The sequence below is a fragment of the Jeotgalibacillus sp. 10bf12 genome (assembly GCF_055597105.1).
On sequence record NZ_CP200276.1, the window covers coordinates 1211629 to 1230015 of the forward strand.

21 protein-coding genes, 1 pseudogene and 1 riboswitch are annotated in these 18387 nt (G+C 43.1%); of the genes and pseudogenes, 15 read left to right on the plus strand and 7 right to left on the minus strand.

All coding sequences use genetic code 11. The features are described 5' to 3' along the window. Positions 1 to 109: 109 nt before the first annotated feature. Positions 110 to 457: a carboxymuconolactone decarboxylase family protein gene (locus DH10bf12_RS06320; RefSeq protein WP_471737674.1), complete on the plus strand. Its 348-nt coding sequence runs from the start codon at positions 110 to 112 to the stop codon at positions 455 to 457. Positions 458 to 496: 39 nt separating this feature from the next. On the opposite strand, the gene DH10bf12_RS06325 is transcribed toward DH10bf12_RS06320, so the two are convergent. The 4 genes from DH10bf12_RS06325 to DH10bf12_RS06340 are packed head-to-tail and all read right to left on the minus strand — an operon-like array spanning position 497 to position 4097. After that, positions 497 to 1573, minus strand: coding sequence for an iron-containing alcohol dehydrogenase family protein (locus tag DH10bf12_RS06325; RefSeq protein ID WP_471737675.1), 1077 nt, complete (start codon positions 1571 to 1573; stop codon positions 497 to 499). A gap of 12 nt (positions 1574 to 1585) precedes the next feature. After that, positions 1586 to 2407, minus strand: coding sequence for a MetQ/NlpA family ABC transporter substrate-binding protein (locus DH10bf12_RS06330; RefSeq protein WP_471737676.1), 822 nt, complete (start codon positions 2405 to 2407; stop codon positions 1586 to 1588). 15 nt (positions 2408 to 2422) lie between these two features. Next, a complete protein-coding gene (locus DH10bf12_RS06335; protein WP_471737677.1) occupies positions 2423 to 3094 on the minus strand; it encodes a methionine ABC transporter permease in 672 nt (223 codons plus the stop codon). Next, positions 3084 to 4097 (minus strand): methionine ABC transporter ATP-binding protein, encoded by a 1014-nt coding sequence (locus DH10bf12_RS06340; protein WP_471737678.1) that lies wholly within the window; start codon positions 4095 to 4097, stop codon positions 3084 to 3086. The genes DH10bf12_RS06335 and DH10bf12_RS06340 overlap by 11 nt, the downstream gene beginning before the upstream one ends. A gap of 76 nt (positions 4098 to 4173) precedes the next feature. After that, positions 4174 to 4282, minus strand: a riboswitch (SAM riboswitch). A 275-nt stretch (positions 4283 to 4557) separates the two neighbouring features. Between DH10bf12_RS06340 and DH10bf12_RS06345 the strand changes: the two genes are divergently transcribed. The 5 genes and pseudogenes from DH10bf12_RS06345 (at position 4558) to tnpC (ending at position 9424) form a co-directional block, all read left to right on the plus strand. Then, complete coding sequence (locus tag DH10bf12_RS06345; protein WP_471737679.1) at positions 4558 to 5175, plus strand: HAD family hydrolase; 618 nt, start codon at positions 4558 to 4560, stop codon at positions 5173 to 5175. A gap of 87 nt (positions 5176 to 5262) precedes the next feature. Further along, positions 5263 to 6711, plus strand: a complete 1449-nt coding sequence (locus tag DH10bf12_RS06350; RefSeq protein ID WP_471737680.1) for a protein adenylyltransferase SelO — start codon at positions 5263 to 5265, stop codon at positions 6709 to 6711. Between the two features lie 390 nt (positions 6712 to 7101). Further along, a complete protein-coding gene (gene tnpA, locus DH10bf12_RS06355) occupies positions 7102 to 7428 on the plus strand; it encodes an IS66 family insertion sequence element accessory protein TnpA (RefSeq protein WP_471736260.1) in 327 nt (108 codons plus the stop codon). A 53-nt stretch (positions 7429 to 7481) separates the two neighbouring features. Continuing rightward, positions 7482 to 7783, plus strand: a pseudogene (gene tnpB, locus DH10bf12_RS06360) (IS66 family insertion sequence element accessory protein TnpB). 39 nt (positions 7784 to 7822) lie between these two features. Further along, positions 7823 to 9424 (plus strand): IS66 family transposase, encoded by a 1602-nt coding sequence (tnpC, locus tag DH10bf12_RS06365; RefSeq protein WP_471737681.1) that lies wholly within the window; start codon positions 7823 to 7825, stop codon positions 9422 to 9424. A gap of 134 nt (positions 9425 to 9558) precedes the next feature. Here tnpC and DH10bf12_RS06370 read toward each other — a convergent pair whose 3' ends face one another. Next, complete coding sequence (locus DH10bf12_RS06370; RefSeq protein WP_471737682.1) at positions 9559 to 10095, minus strand: TetR/AcrR family transcriptional regulator; 537 nt, start codon at positions 10093 to 10095, stop codon at positions 9559 to 9561. Positions 10096 to 10212: 117 nt separating this feature from the next. On the opposite strand from DH10bf12_RS06370, the gene DH10bf12_RS06375 reads away from it, so the two are divergent. Next, a complete protein-coding gene (locus tag DH10bf12_RS06375; RefSeq protein WP_471737683.1) occupies positions 10213 to 11691 on the plus strand; it encodes an MDR family MFS transporter in 1479 nt (492 codons plus the stop codon). Between the two features lie 256 nt (positions 11692 to 11947). Here DH10bf12_RS06375 and ltaE read toward each other — a convergent pair whose 3' ends face one another. Beyond that, positions 11948 to 12970, minus strand: a complete 1023-nt coding sequence (ltaE, locus tag DH10bf12_RS06380) for a low-specificity L-threonine aldolase (RefSeq protein WP_471737684.1) — start codon at positions 12968 to 12970, stop codon at positions 11948 to 11950. Between the two features lie 150 nt (positions 12971 to 13120). Between ltaE and DH10bf12_RS06385 the strand changes: the two genes are divergently transcribed. The 6 genes from DH10bf12_RS06385 to DH10bf12_RS06410 all read left to right on the plus strand — a co-directional run bounded on the left by DH10bf12_RS06385 (position 13121) and on the right by DH10bf12_RS06410 (position 16233). Beyond that, a complete protein-coding gene (locus tag DH10bf12_RS06385) occupies positions 13121 to 14155 on the plus strand; it encodes a DUF2332 domain-containing protein (protein WP_471737685.1) in 1035 nt (344 codons plus the stop codon). 47 nt (positions 14156 to 14202) lie between these two features. Next, a complete protein-coding gene (locus tag DH10bf12_RS06390; protein WP_471737686.1) occupies positions 14203 to 14418 on the plus strand; it encodes a hypothetical protein in 216 nt (71 codons plus the stop codon). Between the two features lie 19 nt (positions 14419 to 14437). Continuing rightward, positions 14438 to 14614 carry a hypothetical protein gene (locus DH10bf12_RS06395; protein ID WP_471737687.1) on the plus strand — a complete coding sequence of 59 codons (177 nt, stop codon included), beginning with the start codon at positions 14438 to 14440 and terminating at the stop codon, positions 14612 to 14614. After that, complete coding sequence (locus tag DH10bf12_RS06400) at positions 14604 to 15044, plus strand: DUF1801 domain-containing protein (RefSeq protein ID WP_471737688.1); 441 nt, start codon at positions 14604 to 14606, stop codon at positions 15042 to 15044. Before DH10bf12_RS06395 ends, DH10bf12_RS06400 begins: the two co-directional genes overlap by 11 nt. Continuing rightward, entirely contained in the window at positions 15041 to 15430 is a 390-nt protein-coding gene (locus tag DH10bf12_RS06405; protein ID WP_471737689.1) for an RDD family protein, read from the plus strand. The genes DH10bf12_RS06400 and DH10bf12_RS06405 overlap by 4 nt, the downstream gene beginning before the upstream one ends. Positions 15431 to 15531: 101 nt before the next feature. Then, positions 15532 to 16233, plus strand: a complete 702-nt coding sequence (locus DH10bf12_RS06410; protein ID WP_471737690.1) for a DUF459 domain-containing protein — start codon at positions 15532 to 15534, stop codon at positions 16231 to 16233. A gap of 16 nt (positions 16234 to 16249) precedes the next feature. Here the strand turns inward: DH10bf12_RS06410 and DH10bf12_RS06415 are convergent, their stop codons facing one another. Continuing rightward, positions 16250 to 16807: a hypothetical protein gene (locus DH10bf12_RS06415; protein ID WP_471737691.1), complete on the minus strand. Its 558-nt coding sequence runs from the start codon at positions 16805 to 16807 to the stop codon at positions 16250 to 16252. A gap of 40 nt (positions 16808 to 16847) precedes the next feature. Between DH10bf12_RS06415 and DH10bf12_RS06420 the strand changes: the two genes are divergently transcribed. Both DH10bf12_RS06420 and DH10bf12_RS06425 read left to right on the plus strand, forming a co-directional pair. Next, positions 16848 to 17801 (plus strand): phosphatidate cytidylyltransferase, encoded by a 954-nt coding sequence (locus DH10bf12_RS06420; RefSeq protein WP_471737692.1) that lies wholly within the window; start codon positions 16848 to 16850, stop codon positions 17799 to 17801. A 141-nt stretch (positions 17802 to 17942) separates the two neighbouring features. Further along, complete coding sequence (locus DH10bf12_RS06425; protein WP_471737693.1) at positions 17943 to 18368, plus strand: DUF5392 family protein; 426 nt, start codon at positions 17943 to 17945, stop codon at positions 18366 to 18368. The last annotated feature ends 19 nt before the right edge of the window (positions 18369 to 18387 follow it).

Here is an 18387-nt window from a genome sequence, read left to right on the forward strand (position 1 = left end):
TATACAGATATGTATTAAAGGTCATCCTATCTTCTGAGCACATTCAACAGTTTAGCCGTCTATTGAAAAAGGAATGGCATAATATTGAATTTAGTGAAGGAGTGGGAAAATGAATATTAACGGAGAAGAAATTTTAGATCGTTATAGAAAAGGGATTGAAGAGGTGCATGATGCACTTCCTGAAGCAGTAAGTGAATATAACCGCTTCACCGGAAAAGCATTTGAAGCTGGTGAAATTGACCGCGCTCATAAACATCTGACTGCACTTGCAATTGCAGTAAAGGATGGAGACGAGTCAAGTATCGCTTATCACATGGACCAGTGTGTAGGGCATGATTGCTCAGATCAGCAGATTCATGAAACGCTGATGGTCGCAGCAGCCTATGGCGGAGGTTCTGCCATGAGTCACGGTGTGACAATGGGACTTGAGATGCTGAAGCAGTTTCGAGATCGTTAAAAAGAGGCCTGACAGTTATTTGCTGTCAGGCCTCATCATCTACAAAGTATATTGTATTTCCAGTCTTTTCATGGCTTGAATTGTTTCTTCAGCAGTGATTCGGCGATTTTTCAATACATGAATTGTTTCCTTTACCGTGGTGGATTTTTCTGCGATTGCTACAATTCTATGTGCAGGGATATGAAGATCATTTAGAGATATCGGCAACCCGATTTTTTTGTAAAAAGGTAATAAATGCTCAATCTCATTATATTTTTCCTCAAGCATCAGCTGAACTAGAATACCATAAGCAACTTTATCACCGTGTAACGCTAAATGAGATTCGGGAGCGGATGTCAATCCATTATGAATTGCATGTGCACCTGCAACCCGCCCATATTGATCTCCAAAACCTCCTACCATTCCACCGAGCATAATGATGGCTTCAGTAACCCGTACAAAAGCTTCAGAGCTTTTTTTATGTTCCGCATCTAATAAAGCCTGTTCTCCGTATTCGAGCATAACATCTGCACATTTTTTAGCAGCAAAATGTGCAACCTCCAATGCAGGCATAGGCTTTTGCATTCTGCCAATTTGAACGTCTGCTTCATACCATTTAGCAAGTGTGTCTCCAATGCCTGCGCGTAGCAGTGCAGGCGGTGCTGCCAATATAATTGGATCCACTAACAGTAAATCTACTCCGGTGGGATGGATATCATAGTGAGTCATCATTCCATTACTTTGATAGATGACGCTGATGGGTGTCCATGGTGCACAATTAGATGCAAGGGTAGGAATCAAAATTGTCTTTACATGCGAATTCGCAGCTGCTGCCTTTGTAGTGTCGAGTACTTTTCCTCCGCCAAGCCCCACAATTGCCTGAACATTTAACCCGGAAGCCAGTGATGTAATGCGGCTGATTTCTTCGATTGTGCATTCTCCATTGTAGAATTCATGATGAACTTTAATGTCACTAAAAGTCGGGAAAGCTTGTTTTGCTGCTTTCCACGACTCAACACCTGATACTAAAAGAATACGATTGATACCTCGTTCGGATAATTTTACTTCAAGGTCTTCAAGTGCATTTGGTTTGATAACATATTCTGCAGGTGCACCGCGGACAATGACATCATTCACATTACTCACGTCCTATCTGTTTTCCATCCACTGAGGTTTTCCAAAACCTTCGAAATCTGAATCGATGGTTTCCTCAAATTCAGGAGATTCAACTATTTCAATCAAATCCTCTGCAAGTGTTGAATCTTCGTTTTCAGCTGTTACTGCAACCACATTTCGATACTCGTCAGGCATATCTTCAAGTGCCAATGCGTCAAGTAGGTTCATTTCAGCAGCTAAAGCAAAGTTTCCTGGTACAGCTGCCAAATCGGCGCTTTCAACAGCACGAGGTAAACCTCCCGCTTCAATTGGCTGGAATACAAGATTTTTTGGATTGTCCTGAATATCATTTTCAGATACTGTCAGTTCAGGGGCATCAGGATTCAGTGTAATCAGATTATGATCCTGAAGAACAAGGAATGTACGCGCCGCATTAACTGGATCATTTGGAATTGCAATGGTTGCTCCATCTTCAACTTCTTCAATAGAATCGTATACATTTGAGTAAATACCCATTGGAGCAGTTGGAACCATGATTAGACCGGATAGATCCATATCGTTCTCTTCTTCAAAGTTTTCCAGGTAGATAGTATGTTGAAATAAATTAGCATCAATATCTCCGTTATCCAGGGCATTATTCGGTTGAATATAATCACTGAACTCAACAATCTCTACCTCATATCCTTTTTCTTCGAGACCAGGCTTAATTGCTTCGTTTAACATATCACTGTAAGGTCCAGCGGTACCTCCCAGCTTGATGGATTTTTCATCCCCTGAAGCTTCACTGTCGCCCCCACATGCTGCCAGTGCAGTTACCGAAGTCAATAATAATACAGTTAATAAACTCTTTTTCATTATATAATCTCTCCCTTATCTTTTATCGATTGCTTTAGATGTCCAATCACCGATCTGTTGAACGAGTTGCACAAGTATAATGAGGATCACTACAGTTACGATCATGATTGTATTGTCGTATCTGTAATAACCGAATCTGATTGCGAGATCACCAATCCCGCCACCTCCTACAACGCCAGCCATTGCAGAGTAAGCAACAAGGCTAATGATCGTCAATGTAATTCCCTGAACGATACTAGTTTTGGCTTCCGGTAATAATACATCTTTGATAATCATCCATGGCGTTGCACCGACTGCTACAGCAGCTTCAATCACACCTTTATCAATTTCTCTCAGCGCTGATTCGACAATCCGGGCAAAGAATGGGATGGACGCTACTGATAACGAAACACTTGCAGCAGCAGGTCCGATCGTTGAGCCAACTATGAAGTCTGTAAGCGGGATAAGTGCAACGAGCAAAATAATAAATGGTATGGACCTGACCATATTAATGACAAAACCGAAACTGGATTGAATGATCCGGTTTTCAAGAAATAACCCCCGATCAGTGACAAACAGTAAAACGCCAAGCGGTAAACCAAGAACGATAGCCACGGCTAATGCAATGCCGATCATATATAATGTCTGACCAAACGCAGTCCAGATTTCCGGCATCAATTCAAGCATTCTGGAAAATTCAAATCCCATCTCTGATCACCTCCACCTGAGCACCGCGTTCTCTCATATATAAAAGAGCCTGGTTAATCGCCTGAGAGTCACCTTTTGCTTCCATCAAAAATATACCTAGTGGCCTCTCCTGGATATATTCAATAGAACCGTGAAGAAAGTTACCCTTCACATTGAATTGCTGAAGTGTATCAGTGATCACACCTTCACCTGCAACTGCCCCTCTGAATATGATTTTCAGGATACGTCCTGTACACTGTTGTAAAATCGTTGCAGGAACATCAAATGAGACGACGCTTTTAATAAATTCTTCTGCCAGAGGGGTCTGGGGATTCGAGAAGATATCGTAGACGCTTCCTTCTTCAATCACCTGTCCATCTTGCATGATCGCCATTCGATCACAGATTTCTTTTACCACATTCATCTCGTGGGTAATTAAGACGATTGTAATATTCAGCTCCCGATTAATCTTTTTTAACAGCTTAAGTATTGCCAGCGTTGTGTTAGGGTCCAGTGCGGAAGTGGCTTCATCACACAATAAAACAGAAGGGTTATTTGCAAGAGCCCTGGCGATCCCCACGCGTTGCTTCTGTCCACCGCTTAATTGAGCTGGAAAGACATCTTTTTTGTCTGTAAGAGAAACCATATCAAGCAGATTAATGACGCGTTCATTAATTTTATTTCGCGGAGTTCCGGCTGCTCTTAAGGCAAATGCTATATTTTCAGAAACAGTTTTCTGACTGATTAAATGAAAATGCTGAAATATCATTCCGATCTTTAGCCGCGCTCTTCTGAGTTGAGGACCTTTTAGCTTAGTCAAGTCTACTCCGTTTACCTCGATTTGACCGCTTGTCGGCTGTTCGAGTAGATTCAGACAACGGATGAGAGAACTTTTACCGGCACCCGAATACCCGACAATTCCAAAAATTTCACCCTTTGGAATGGTTAGTGTTACACGATCTACACCGGATACACTGCCTTTTTTTGTCTGATATACTTTGGATAAATTTTTAATTTTAATCATGGCAGTCTCCTTTAATCAATTTAAATACAAAAAAGGTGTCTCTTTCATTCGGAAAGAGACACCTGAAAATGGAATCGGGTTATCTTTCAGAATGAAATCATTCTGTAGGAATTGGCACCTTCCCAGCACTGGCTGGGGGTTGCCGGACGTCATCGGGCCTATCCCTCGGTCGCTCTTGATAAGTTCCATATAAAGTTGTTTTTAAGATGGGTTCAATGTTATAGAGTATCTACAGTGTTGTAAAGGGGTTTTTAAAAACTTTTGTAATAAAGAGAAAAATCTAAAATATTGAAAGGGTTTTCATTACCACTATGTAAGAATTTGAGTTAAAAAGATTTTTTGAAATAATATTTAACGGGTGTTTAACAATTTTAAGAATTTATTTATAAAAGCGAAAAATACATAACTCAGATATGATTCGGGTAAACCCAAAACAAAAGCACCTTTGGAGGAATGACAAATGGACAGTATTATTTTTGATCTTGACGGCACATTGTGGGACCCGCGGGAAACCGTATTAACTTCATGGAATAGAGCTATTGAAGAGCATCCGAAAGCAGATAAGCAACTGACGCTTGAGGATCTGAAGCAGACAATGGGAAAGCAGATGCACGAGATTTCACAGATTTTTTTCCCGGAGCTAAGCGAGGAAGATCAAAAGGAAGTTATGGATTATTTGACAGAAATCGAAATTCCCTATGTAGCGGAAAATGGGGGAGAGTTGTATCCGGCACTTGAAGAAACCCTTGTTACACTTTCAAAGAAGTACCGTCTCTTTATCGTGAGTAACTGTCAGGAAGGCTATATTGAAGCCTTTTATCAGTACCATAAACTTGATCGCTTTTTTGATGACTTTGAGAATCCGGGCAGAACAGGTCTTTCAAAAGGAGAAAATATTAAGCTGGTCATTGAGCGGAATGAATTGAAGGATCCCGTTTATGTAGGAGATACGCAGGGTGACCGTGATGCGGCACGTAAAGCAGGTGTGCCGTTTGTATATGCGAAATATGGTTTTGGGAACGTGGATGATTTTGAATATGAGATTGAGCGGTTGACTGACTTAACCCGGTTATTTTAAGTGTGTTCAGTAAGCACTCTAAACCGAAAACAATCCCCGGCATGTTACACTGAAATCAGGAGATAATAGCCAAAGGAGGGATGCACGATGACACAGCGCACAAAAGCAGGATGGAAGCTTGAGCAGACTTATACAAAGCTTCCAGACATCTTTTATTCAAAAATGGAGCCGAATCCGGTAGCAAGCCCTGAGTTGTTTATGCTGAATGAGCCGCTCGCAAAAGAACTGGGACTTGATCCGGAAGTATTGTCAGACGAAGAGGACATCCTTGCAGGTAATGAAGTCCCTGAAGGATCTGAACCGCTCGCACAGGCCTATGCAGGACACCAGTTTGGACAGTTCACGATGCTTGGAGATGGACGTGCATTATTGTTTGGAGAACAGATCACCCCGGATGGAGAGCGGAAAGATATTCAGCTGAAAGGATCAGGACGTACTAACTTTTCACGCGGCGGTGACGGGCGTGCTGCGCTTGGACCAATGCTTCGGGAATATATCATTAGTGAAGCGATGCATGGACTCGGGATTCCAACAAGCCGCAGCCTGGCAGTGACGCTGACCGGTGAAACAGTCAGACGGGAGAGATTGCTGACAGGTGCTGTCATGACGCGTGTAGCTTCAAGTCATTTGCGTGTCGGTACATTTGAATACGCAGTCAGACTGACCGAATCTGAAAATGTCAAAGCACTCGCAGATTATGCGATTGAACGTCATTTTCCCCACGTATTGGATACTGGAAATCCATACCTCGGACTGCTGCAGGAAGTTATGAAAAAGCAGGCTGAGCTGATTGCTAAATGGCAGCTCGTCGGATTTATTCATGGCGTCATGAACACGGATAACATGACAATCAGCGGTGAATCGATTGACTACGGACCATGTGCATTTATGAATGACTATGATCCGTCAACGGTATTCAGCTCAATTGACGCACAGGGGCGCTACGCTTATGGGAACCAGCCGCATATCGGTGGATGGAACCTGGCGCGTTTTGCGGAAAGCCTTGTGCCAGTGCTGCATGATGATCAGGAAAAAGCGATTGAACTTGCTCAGAATCAGATGAATCAGTATAAGGATCTTTATTTCAATGCTTGGCATAGCGGCATGCGTAAAAAGCTTGGACTGTTGAGCGAAGAAGCTGATGATGAGAAGCTGATTGAGCAGCTGCTGAATCTGATGCATCAAAACAAAGCTGATTTTACAAACACATTCAGAAAATTGACGCTCGGTGAAGTGCCCATTGCCGGTGAAGCATTTGCTGACTGGCTGGAGCGCTGGAATGAACGCCTTGCGCGTCAGGAGGTCTCGCCTGAAGAAGTACTTAATGTGATGAAGCAGCACAATCCTAATGTCATCCCGCGGAATCATCGCGTGGAAGAAGCGATTGCGGCGGCAGTTGAGCGCGAGGATCTAAGCGTGATGAACCGTCTGCTTGATGTGTTGCGTGATCCTTACGCGTACAGTGATGATCAGACTCCTTATTGTTCAGGACCGGAGCCGGATGCCGGGCCATACCGGACATTTTGTGGAACGTAATAGTTAAAGATGAAAAAAGCTGCCTTTAGCGAGGCAGTTTTTTTGTGGGGCGGGGATAGGTCTTTTGATACTTTTCTAAGAACCTATTATGTTTTTTTAAGAACAACTAATGCATTTCTAAGAAACAGTCATGTTTTTCTACGAACATTAGGCTATTTTCGTAAGCGTCAAACGAACCACACCTTCTGTTGTGTAACCTTCCGTGACAAAATGAAGGAAATCAAATATGTAACGAACGTGTTCAATCAAGCTACGATTTTTTCTACTTTCTCTTCACATAGACATTTCAAACGGATCTTAAGCCAGATGAAATGCTCCTTTCTTCGAAAGGTACACCGACTGCCTCTTATCCTATGAACACATTGGTTATATGGAAGGTGTGGTTATTGAATGGATGTAAAAGAAAGCTCAAATCACGTGCCAAGTGGATACGTAGAAAAGATGTCGCGTATCTATGAAGAGTGGCGTGAAAGTGACTTATCATTAAAAGCATTTTGCGAGACTCGGGATGAAGTCACGTACAGTCAGCTTCATTATTTTAGAATGACTTACCGGCCAGAGGATATCCAACAGGAACGTCCAACTGGATGGGCAAAAATCAATATGCAATCCCCTACTACGAAGCTCGACCTGCACGTAGGGCCATATAAAGTTGTGATCCCTCCGGGATTTGATAAAGAATTATTAACTGAACTGCTGGAGGTGATCACGCCATGATTCTTCAACCGGAATCTATACGCAATATATACCTCGCTCAAGGCGTGACAGATATGCGATTATCCATTGATGGTCTTGCGGCCATCGTACAGGAAACGTTTGAATTAGATCCGTGTTCTTCAGATATCTTTTGTTTTGTAACCGTGAACGGGATAAAGTGAAGATTCTACACTGGGAGCACAATGGTTTTTGGCTGTATTATCGCAGACTTGAAAATGGCCGATTCCGTTGGCCCGAAGGGCGTGAAGATGAAACCACTTCTCTGAACCCTAAACAGTTAAAGTGGTTGTTAGAAGGACTGACGATTGAAGATGGAAAAGTTCATCCGAAACTTTCCGGCATGAAAGTTATATAAGGGGTAGACCTCAGACAGAAGGTGTCGTACCCTAGGGGTATGAAAAAACAAACGACACCTTCTCATCCTAAAACTTCAAATAAAGACCGCATTCATGAACTGGAAAAGCGTAACGAAGAGCTCGAAGCTCTTGTCTCTTGGTATGAAGGCCAATTCAAACAGCTTCAAACCGAGAAATTCGGCCGTTCCAGTGAAAAGACGAATACCTCCGATGGTCAGATTGAACTTCCACTTTTTAATGAAGTAGAGATCACTCAAGATTCAGCACATGAAGAACCACAGTTAAACGAAAGCGATCTCGTTTCAAGCACTCAAAAAAACAAGCGAAAGCGTTCATCACATGAACTGAACCTTCCGGTTGAAAAAGTCACTTATCATTTACCTGAAGCTGAACGAAATTGCGAAAGCTGCGGGCATGACCTACACGTTATGACGACAGAAACAAACCGCACACTTGAAATTATTCCGGCCAGTGTCAAAGTCACTGAACACGCGCAAGAAGTATATGCTTGCCGTCAGTGTCAGGAATCTGGGATTGAAACACCTATTATCAAAGCGCCAAAACCGGCATCAGTCTACCCTAAAAGCATGGCATCTGCCTCATCGATGGCTTACGTGCTGACCCAAAAATATCAATCTGGTCTCCCTCTGTACCGTCAGGAACAGCTCTTTAAACAACAGGGGATTCCTCTTTCGAGACAGACAATGGCGAACTGGGCAGTTTATGGGGCTGATCAATGGTTATCACCATTAGTGACACAGATGAAGGCTAAAATGATGAAGGAAGCTGTCTTACATGCAGATGAAACGTCTGTTCAAGTGCTGAACGAAGAAGGTCGTGCAGCTTCATCAACTTCTTATATGTGGCTCTATCGGACTGGTCAGACTTCTTTTCCGTGCGTGGTTTACGATTATAAAACCACTCGTGCCGGAAAAAATCCGAAGGAGTTTCTTAAAGACTTCAAAGGATTTCTTCATGTGGATGGCTATGCAGGCTATCACAAAGTTGCGAACGTGAAACTGTCAGGTTGTTGGGCGCATGCGCGAAGATACTTTGTTAAAGCTGCCAAGAGTGCCCCGAAGAAAAAAGGGGAACTGTTAAACCTCCCTGAACAGGCAGTTCAAAAAATTGGGCAGCTGTATAAGATTGAAAAAGAAATACGAGAGCTGAACTTAAATAGCGATAAACGTCACCAGCTTCGAAAAGAAAAAAGCCTGCCAATTGCGGAGGCTTACTTCGAGTGGCTGAAAAAAATTCGTCCAACTGTGTTGCCGAAAAGCCCTTTGGGCGAAGCCATTGTATACTCACTCAATCAAAAAGATGCTTTGCTTACCCCCTTTTCAGATGGTCGACTTGAAATTGATAATAATTTAGCTGAACGTAGTATCAAACCTTTTGTGATCGGCCGAAAAAACTGGTTGTTTTCGAATTCGATGAAAGGCGCAGATACCAGCGCACTTATTTACAGTGTGATCGAATCAGCTAAAGAAAATGATCTAAAACCGTTTGAATATCTCACTTATTTATTTGAAAAAATGCCAAACACAAATCTGTCTGATCAGCAGAATCTGGATCAGTTTCTGCCGTGGTCTAAACAAATACCTGATCACTGTCGAATTGAAAAAGTAAACAAGCATTAAGTAAAAGCCGTCCCGAAGGGTACGGCTTTTCTGTTGCCTCAAATATCATCATCAAAATAATCAATGTGTGTTTGCTTTGACGCTTACCTATTTTCTAAGAACAACTATGACTTTTCTAAGAACCGAACCCCACCTCACCCCATCAACCGTTCAAAATAACCATCCATCTCCTCAGCCGTATAAGCTTTATCCTGTCTGAGCCACCACATATGCAGCATCGCAATTGTCCCTGCATGGAATTCAGCATACATATCAAGCGGCACATCCAGCTTATCGGCTTCAACGCGCAACAAAATCAGATCACGCTCAATATTTTTCTTGAAAGACTGCTGCAGCCGGTTAGCCAGATACGTATCATTCTGATTCGCTAAAAAAACATGTTCAAGCTCCTCTAGATAGTCCAGTTTCTGCATCATTGTAAACGGCTTTGTCAGTCTGAGCATCCTCTCTGAATCTTCAAGCCTGTCATCCAGTCTTCCCAGCTCAACAATGAACAAGTCATATTTATCTGTGTAATGAGAGTAAAACGTTGATCGGTGGACCATTGCATCCTCACAAATCTGCTGAACTGTGACACCTTCAAAGGTCATGCCGGGTTTATTCAGCAAACGGATCAAGGAATCAAACAGCAGCTTCCTCGTTCTCTTTACACGCAAATCTTCTTTTTTCATAGACATTTCTCCTACACTGTAGTTTATCTATACATTATAGGAAAATTGATCATTCAAAACCAGTAGAGAATCCTTTAAGATAAAGTTTGTGATTTTTTTATAGAAAGGATGATTCGAATGACAGAATCTTTTCAGCATATAAGAAAAGGTCCTATGGTAGCGGTCATGCTGATGGGTGCCTTTTTTGCTTTATTAAATGAGACGCTGCTTGCAACGGCGCTGCCTGAGATTATGGTGCATTTTGATATAGGTGCACACCAGGTCCAGTGGCTGACGACTGCGTTTTTGCTGACTAACGGAATTATGATTCCAATTTCAGCATTTTTCATCGGTAAGTTTACAACGAGACAGATCTTTATCACGGCCATTACAGTGTTTACATTCGGAACGGCAGTCGCTGCTTTTTCTGATTCATTTGCACTGTTGCTTGTAGCAAGAATTGTGCAGGCGATGGGATCCGGTGTTATGATGCCGCTCATGATGACAGTGCTGCTGAATATCTTCCCGGTTGAAAAGCGGGGAACAGCGATGGGGCTGATGGGACTTGTCATCTCATTTGCACCAGCGATTGGCCCGACATTGTCAGGTTTACTGATCGAATATTATAACTGGCGCATGTTGTTTTACGCAGTGCTTCCAATTGCGGCACTCACATGGATTTTGGCGTTTATCTTTATTAAAAACGTGACAGAGCAGACGAACCCGCGTGTGGATGTGATCTCTATTGTGATGTCTTCACTCGGTTTTGGCGGATTATTGTATGGTTTCAGTACAGGATCTGAGCGTGGATGGGATGATGCACTTGTCATTTCGTGTGTTGCAGGCGGATTTCTGATTATCGGCCTATTCGTGTGGCGCCAGCTCAGACTTCAGACACCTCTGCTTGAGTTCCGGGTATTTAAAAACAGGGATTTCTCGATTGGTTTAACGGTTTCTGTATTTGTCATCATTGCGATGATCAGTGCTGAGACGATTCTTCCGATGTATATGCAGACAGCAAGAGGATTGAGTGCGCTTGATTCGGGGCTCATGCTCCTGCCGGGTGCAATTGTAATCGGGATTATGTCGCCGATCACAGGGATTCTGTTTGATAAGTTCGGAGTGAAAAAGCTTGCGATTCCAGGGATGTTGATTGTCGTTGTGACAACGTTCTTCTTCACAACGCTCGATGCGACGACTTCAGTTACAACCATCACGATTGTGTATGCGATCCGCATGTTCGGATTATCGTTTGGTATGATGCCTGTCATGACGCACGCATTGAACCAGATTCCTGCAAAGCTGAATGCGCATGGTTCAGCAATGGCAAACACGATGCAGCAGGTAGGGGCTGCGATCGGTACGGCGATTCTGATTACGATTATGACCCAGGTTTCACTGAACTTTGAGCCTGATATGTCCAACTATGCTGGGCTTGGCGCAGAGCAGCTTGAAGCTGCAGTGTCAGCTGATGCACTGTATGCCGGATATGGGCTGACATTTACAGTCGCAACCGGTATGGCGGTTATCGGTGCAATTCTCGTGCTATTTTTGAAAGAGAGAAGAAAAGAAGCTGCAAAAGCGGAGTCGATTGAAGAAGAGAGAATGACTTCGTAATAGGAAAAAATGAACCTCCCGCTGGTTGCGGGAGGTTTTGTAGTTTTATGGGGTGAAGGAAAAAGTGAGGAGTTGATGGAATTCCGTTAAAGATTGAAGGGAATCTCAGCGTGATTGATGGAAATAGGGAATTTTAAAAGCAAATGAAGGAATCATTTCCATAATTTAAGTAATCATTCTCAATATTGAAGGAATGATTTTCAGAATGAGGGGATTTCCAGCCGAATTGAAGGAATCCCCCACATTTTATAAAACACTATGCGCTCATGATTTTCTGAACCACTTTTAACGTCTCATCAATATCTTCCTCTGACACACCATTATTCGTAACAAATCTCACAATGCCGGGGCCAAAGCCGCCTGCAATAATGCCATTTTCTTTTAACTGTTCAAGAAATACTGCCGTTTCGATCCCTGAATCTGTAAGGTCCATCAGAATGATATTTGTTTGCACTTCATTTTCAATCACAACACCCTCAATATTCAAAAGGCCGTCCGCCAGTTTCTTTGCATTGGCATTATCCTCTTTCAGGCGTTCTGCATTCTCAAGTGCAATAATCCCTGGTGCTGCGATCACACCGACTTGTCTGAGACCGCCGCCAAGGCGCTTACGCCATTTGCGGGCCTGTTTGATAAAATCGTTTGGCCCGGCAATGATGGAGCCGACCGGTGCGCCGAGTCCTTTTGATAAACAGAATTGAACAGTGTCCGTATACTGCGCGTATTCTTTCACAGAAATTCCGGTTGCTGCCTGAGCGTTAAAGAGTCTGGCACCATCTAAGTGAACAGGAATCTGATGCTTTCGTGCAATTTCGTAAATGTCCTGCATATTTTCAAGCGGCAGTACTGCACCGCCTGCTTTATTATGGGTATTTTCAAGTGTGATCAGCCCTGTTTCAGGCTCATGGATATCTGCACCGCGAATCGCTGCTTCAACTTCAGCCGGATTCATCGCACCGCGCTCACCTTTGAGTGTTTTAATCTGTACACCGGCAAGCGCGGACATCGCAGCCGCTTCATACAAAAACAGGTGTGCCTGGGATTCCATAATCACTTCCTGACCCTGCCTGCAGTGAACGAGCCCTGCAATCTGATTGCCCTGTGTACCGCTTGTCACAAACAGCGCACTTTCCTTTCCGAGTACTTCAGCTGCAAGCTCTTCTAAACGGTTAACGGTCGGGTCTTCACCGTATACATCATCACCCACCTCAGCTTCATACATCGCTTTTCGCATTCTTTCATCCGGTTTTGTCACTGTATCGCTGCGTAAATCAATCAACTGTATCCCTCCTGAAACGTTATCTCTGTTTTTTAGCATACGCTGTTGCTTCAGCACGGGCAAGCGATCAAAATGTAATTTCCTTATGCAGGATTCCAAGTGTGCCGTATAGAAGGAAATACGTTAATAGGGAGAAATGGGAGGACATTTATGAATCGTCAGTTAACACAGTCATTTCAGCAGTTTGCAATGGAACAATGTGAGGGATCAAGTCCTTTTTATAAAACGTTATCGTTAAATATCGCTGAAGACCCAGAGCTTCTTGACGTTTGCCAGAGCGCTAGAGAAGATCAGCCTGTACCAAACCTTCTTTTTGGTGCGGTTCATTATCTGCTCATGAAGGAACCGCATCATGTACTGAGAGCCTTCTATCCGAGTCTGACTGACAAGCCGGAAACCGGTCAGTCACCTTTTCCGGCTTTTAAGGAATTCGTGCTGACCCATCATGAACAGATCCGTGATTTATTAAAAACACGCCGTGTTCAGACAAATGAAGTGAGGCGGTGCGCTTATTTGTATCCGGTATTTGTCTCTTTGTATCAGGAAGTGAACAAACCGCTCTCACTCATTGAAATCGGAACGAGTGCAGGTCTTCAGTTGTTATGGGATCACTATGCTTATTCTTATGGTGATACGGTATACGGAAACCAGGCGTCAATACTGACTTTATCTTCTGAAGTCAAAAATGGACGGCTCCCTGATTTATCAGTGGGCGTCCCACCGGTGCAAAGCCGTGTCGGCGTTGACCTGAACATCAGTGATCTCACGATTGAGGATGATCGCCTCTGGTTAAAAGCGCTGATCTGGCCTGAGCATCATGACAGAAGGAAAAACTTTGATCAGGCATCTATCATGCTAAGAGAAAATCCGCCACAGCTGGTACAGGGGAACGGAGTCAACTTACTTCCTGAACTGGCTGAACAAATGAGTGAAGACAGTCTGCTTTGCATTTTTCATACGCATGTAGCGAATCAAATGCCTGCACATGTAAGAGAAGACCTGATGGAGAAGGTTGAATCCCTTGGTGAAAGAAGAGATACTGCACATATTTTTAATAACATCACAGACGGGAAGCTGCGCGTGGATCTGTATGTCGATGGACGCTGCACCAGACATGTAATCGGTCATACAGATGGACATGGCAGATGGTTTGAGTGGAGCGCCGGTAAATGGCAGGGGAAGTGAATCTTTTTTGATAGGCATTCCGTATAGAAGCAAAGGAGTGATAGCCGATGCGTGCCTGGTTTCTGATTGCTGGGGGCATTTTACTAACCGGACTTGCAGTACAGCTCGTTTACTTCACTTATTTCCATGAACGGATTGGTCCGGTTGGGGATGGTTCTGTTCCGTTGTTTTTGCATATCGTGACGATTGTAGCGGCAGTCAATGGAGTAATTGCATTATATAGAGGCGGTTATTTATTGATGCAAAAGAGAAAAGCGAAATAGTCAGGGGTGTGCTTTTGAAATGAAAAAATTTGAGTACCGGATTGAGTACATTGAAGTAAGGTCGAATGACCGGGAAGAAATAGAACAGTATATCCTTAATATGCTCAATGGAATCGGCAGTGAAGGCTGGGAGCTTGCAGGCGTAAATGGCACCATGCTCTACTTTAAGCGGGAGGTGCAGGATAATGGCTTATGAACAAAAAACAAAAGAGCATGATGGCAGTGTGATTGAATTCATTGAAGCAGTGGACTCTCCTAAAAAACGGGAGGATGCATACAGGCTGCTTGAGATCTTTGAAGAAACGTCAGGTTATAAAGCGAAAATGTGGGGGCCAAGCATCATTGGTTTTGGTTCTTATCATTATAAGTATCCAACCGGTCACGAAGGTGATGCACCGCTTGTAGGGTTTTCACCGAGAAAGGCAAAGATCAGTTTATATTTTGCCACAGGTGACCCTGATCGTGAAGAACTGCTGAAGGATTTCGGCAAGCATACTTCGGGTAAAGCATGTGTGTATATCAATAAGCTTGATGATATACATACGGATGTGCTGAAAGAGCTGATCAGACAGTCAATTGAATTTTTACAGAAAACGTATCCGGGGGAAGGAGCAGAACAATCATGAAAGATGTAACGAAAAGAAGGCTGAAAGCCATTTTAATCGACTTAGCCGTATCAAGTGCTGTTACAGCAGGGGTTGAATACGCACTCAGAAAGAAAGTCAAAAATGAGGCATTTCATTCTTTAGTCACACCAACTGCAGTGATGTGGGGACTTGAGCTTGCCCAGCTGAAGAGCTGCGGACAGACAGTCGGCTACCGTGCAATGGGGCTGAAGCTTGAAAGTGAGGATGGATTCCCAGTGACAACTGAACAGCTGTTTAAGCGGATGGTTTACCGTGATACTGTGGGCGGATTCAAATATTTTAAAGATAAAGAAGCGTATGAAGGCATTAATGGCAGAAACATGGCGCATGACCGCTATGCGGCTGTAGTGGTCAATGAGAAATAGAGCAATCAGACCCGCTTAATATAACGTTTTAATGACAAAACAAGCAAATGCGTTTGATCAGAACCTCCCGGGGAATCCATATTCCTTAGGAGGTTTTTTAAATGAATAAAGTAAAAATAACAATTCTGGCACTGATTGTTCTTGCAGCAGGTGTCAGCGGATTATGGATATATGATCAGAATACACCGGAACGCGGGAAGGAGCTCGTGGCCCTCGGAGATTCATTAACCTATGGCGTTGGTGATCAGTCAGGTGAAGGGTATGCAGAAAACCTGGAAGAAGTCATAAATGAAAAACGCGATGAACCACTGACCGTCTATAATTATGGGATTCCGGGACAGCAGACAGATGGTTTGCTTGCCCAGCTTAAAGATGATGAAGTGAAAACGGCATTAAAAAACGCAGAGTATTTTACTGTTTTTATTGGGACAAATGATTTGATCAAAACAAACGGTGGAGACCTGAACCCGCTGTATGATGATCGTATTCAGGCAGGACAGGAAGACTATAAAAAGAATCTCCAGGACATCTTATCGATCATCCGTGAAGAAAATCCGGAAGCACCGATTCTGTTTTTAGGACTCTTTAACCCTTATCCTGAAAATGAGGAGATCCAGCAGGTGATTGATGATTGGAATAACTTAAGTAAAAGCATGGTGGAAGAATATCCGCGCGTGAAATTTATCGCAACGGATGGCATTTTGAAGGAAAAAAGTTCGGAGTATTTCAGTGATGCTCTGCATCCGAATGAAAAGGGTTATGAGCTGATTACGAAAAGAATGATTGAAGAATCCGGCTTTTAAAAAGCAGAGTGCGCGATCACTCTGCTTTTTTACGTCCTAAAACCGGCTCATAGGCGGTCAGCAACCCTTCGTAAATCAATACCGTCTTCTCAGATTTTCTGAAATCATCCGGCTCCACAAGGGCTGGCAGCTTATCCCACAGTCTCACGCCAGCCCGGTGAAGAATCTCTGCAACAAATTGAGAGCAGAAGTAAGAGCCATGCGGTTCAAAAGGCTCTTTAAAAGCCACGCCAAAAACCCCCAGTAAATTATAAATCGTTTTACGGTCTTTTTTCTGAAATAAACGAATCATTCTGGTGATTTTTTCGTATTGACGGTTAGTGATGGTCATTTCATATACGGCACAAGTGGTATTAGGAAACTTCTTATAGGTGCCCTTCAGCACATCTTCCTGGACGAAACCGCCATTTAAGGGGTTATTAGGATTTTTACGCCCGAAGCTATATAATTGAATCAGCTCCCGGTCCAGGGAAAGGGAGGAATGATTGTAAGGTGCTTTTGTATAGCGCTTAATCGTTTTGGTAAAAGCGGTACCGGTGTCTGTTAACAGAATATAAATCTTTTGATCATCCAAAGAAGTTGTCACTCCTTTCAGGAAAGTTGAGGTGAAGCGGTTGAATGATGTGTTGCAATACATATATTTTATTTTCTTAATACTGATCTCGGTCAGTCTCGTTGTTTCAGTTATAACATATTTTCATAAAAGGAAAAATAAGGGCAGCGATAAATATGATGAATTAATGATCAGAACAAAGCTCTGGTGGGGCATGGCGATTATCTTTGTGCTCTCTATGGCTTTCCACCCGACAGTCTCGCTGATCTCCCTGATGATCTTATGCTTCCTGGCACTACGTGAGTATTTTTCAATGCTTGAAACGAGGAAGCAGGATAGAAGAATATTCATCTGGGCTTACCTTGCAATTCCATTAAACTTTTTCTGGATCTATATCGGCTGGTACGGCATGTTTATTGTCTTTATTCCAATCTATGTATTCCTGTTCCTGCCACTCGTAAGGATTTTCAGAAATGGCAGCGCCGGCTTTTTAAAGTCTGTCAGCATGACGCAGTGGGGGCTGATGCTGCTGGTGTTTGGGATCAGTCACCTTGCGCTTTTTGCGACGATGCCTGAGATCACAAGACATGACGTGAGGATTGCTGAGCAGTACGGGGCATTAATGGTACTGTATTTAGTTCCGCTGACGCAGGCAAATGACGTCATTCATTTACTCGTATCGAAAAAGTTCGGTAAAAGGAAAGTATTGCCCTCTGCCAATCCTGATCTGACGTGGGAAGGGTTCATCGCAGGGATAGCGGGAACTGTACTGCTATCTGTCGTCATCGCACCTTATATCACACCAATGTCACTCAGCTTCAGTATTTTTTCAGGCCTCCTCATTGGTGTGACAGGCTTTTTTGGAACAGTTGTGATGTCTGTGCTGAAACGTAATTTCTTTTTGAAGGAAACGGTGAATGGACGCGTGATTGAAAGTAAGACAATTAATAAGGTTGATAGTCTGACTTATACAGCACCTGTATTTTTCCATATGGTTTATTTTTATATTTTTTAAAGTAGAGAGAGTATCTTGCTGATTGCAGTAGGATGCTTTTTGCAAATGTATAGCAGTTTTCGCAAGACAGCTGTTTTGACGTAAAACGATGGAAAAAAGTATAATTATATTATGATGTTAGACAAGACAGGAGGGGTAAGCATGATGGATAAAAAGCTTGAGCAATACCCGCCGTATATTCAGCAGGAATTATCCAAGCTGAATGACAAAATCGAGCCGATCACAAAACAGTTTTTAAAATACAGACTTTGGGGCACACCGCTTGTTGTCGTATCTGTACTGAATCTGTTTCTAATCATTCTGCCGTTTGGCGTGTCAAGTGAGATTATACCGGCAGTTCTCCTGTTTGCGGTACTAGGAGCGATTGGAATGTCATTATCAAAAGAGGCGAAATTAAAACGCACAGAAGTCGTTACCCAGACCCAGGATTTTATGCTGAAAAGAATCGCGGAGAGCGATAGTGACTATAAGGATGAATACTTAAAGCGTGTGAGAAATAATGCGCTGCAGGGGGTCGATTTGTTTATTGAGTTTTTACAGAAAGAGCGTAGAGGGAACTGGGGATAGAGATGACTCTTTGACGGGA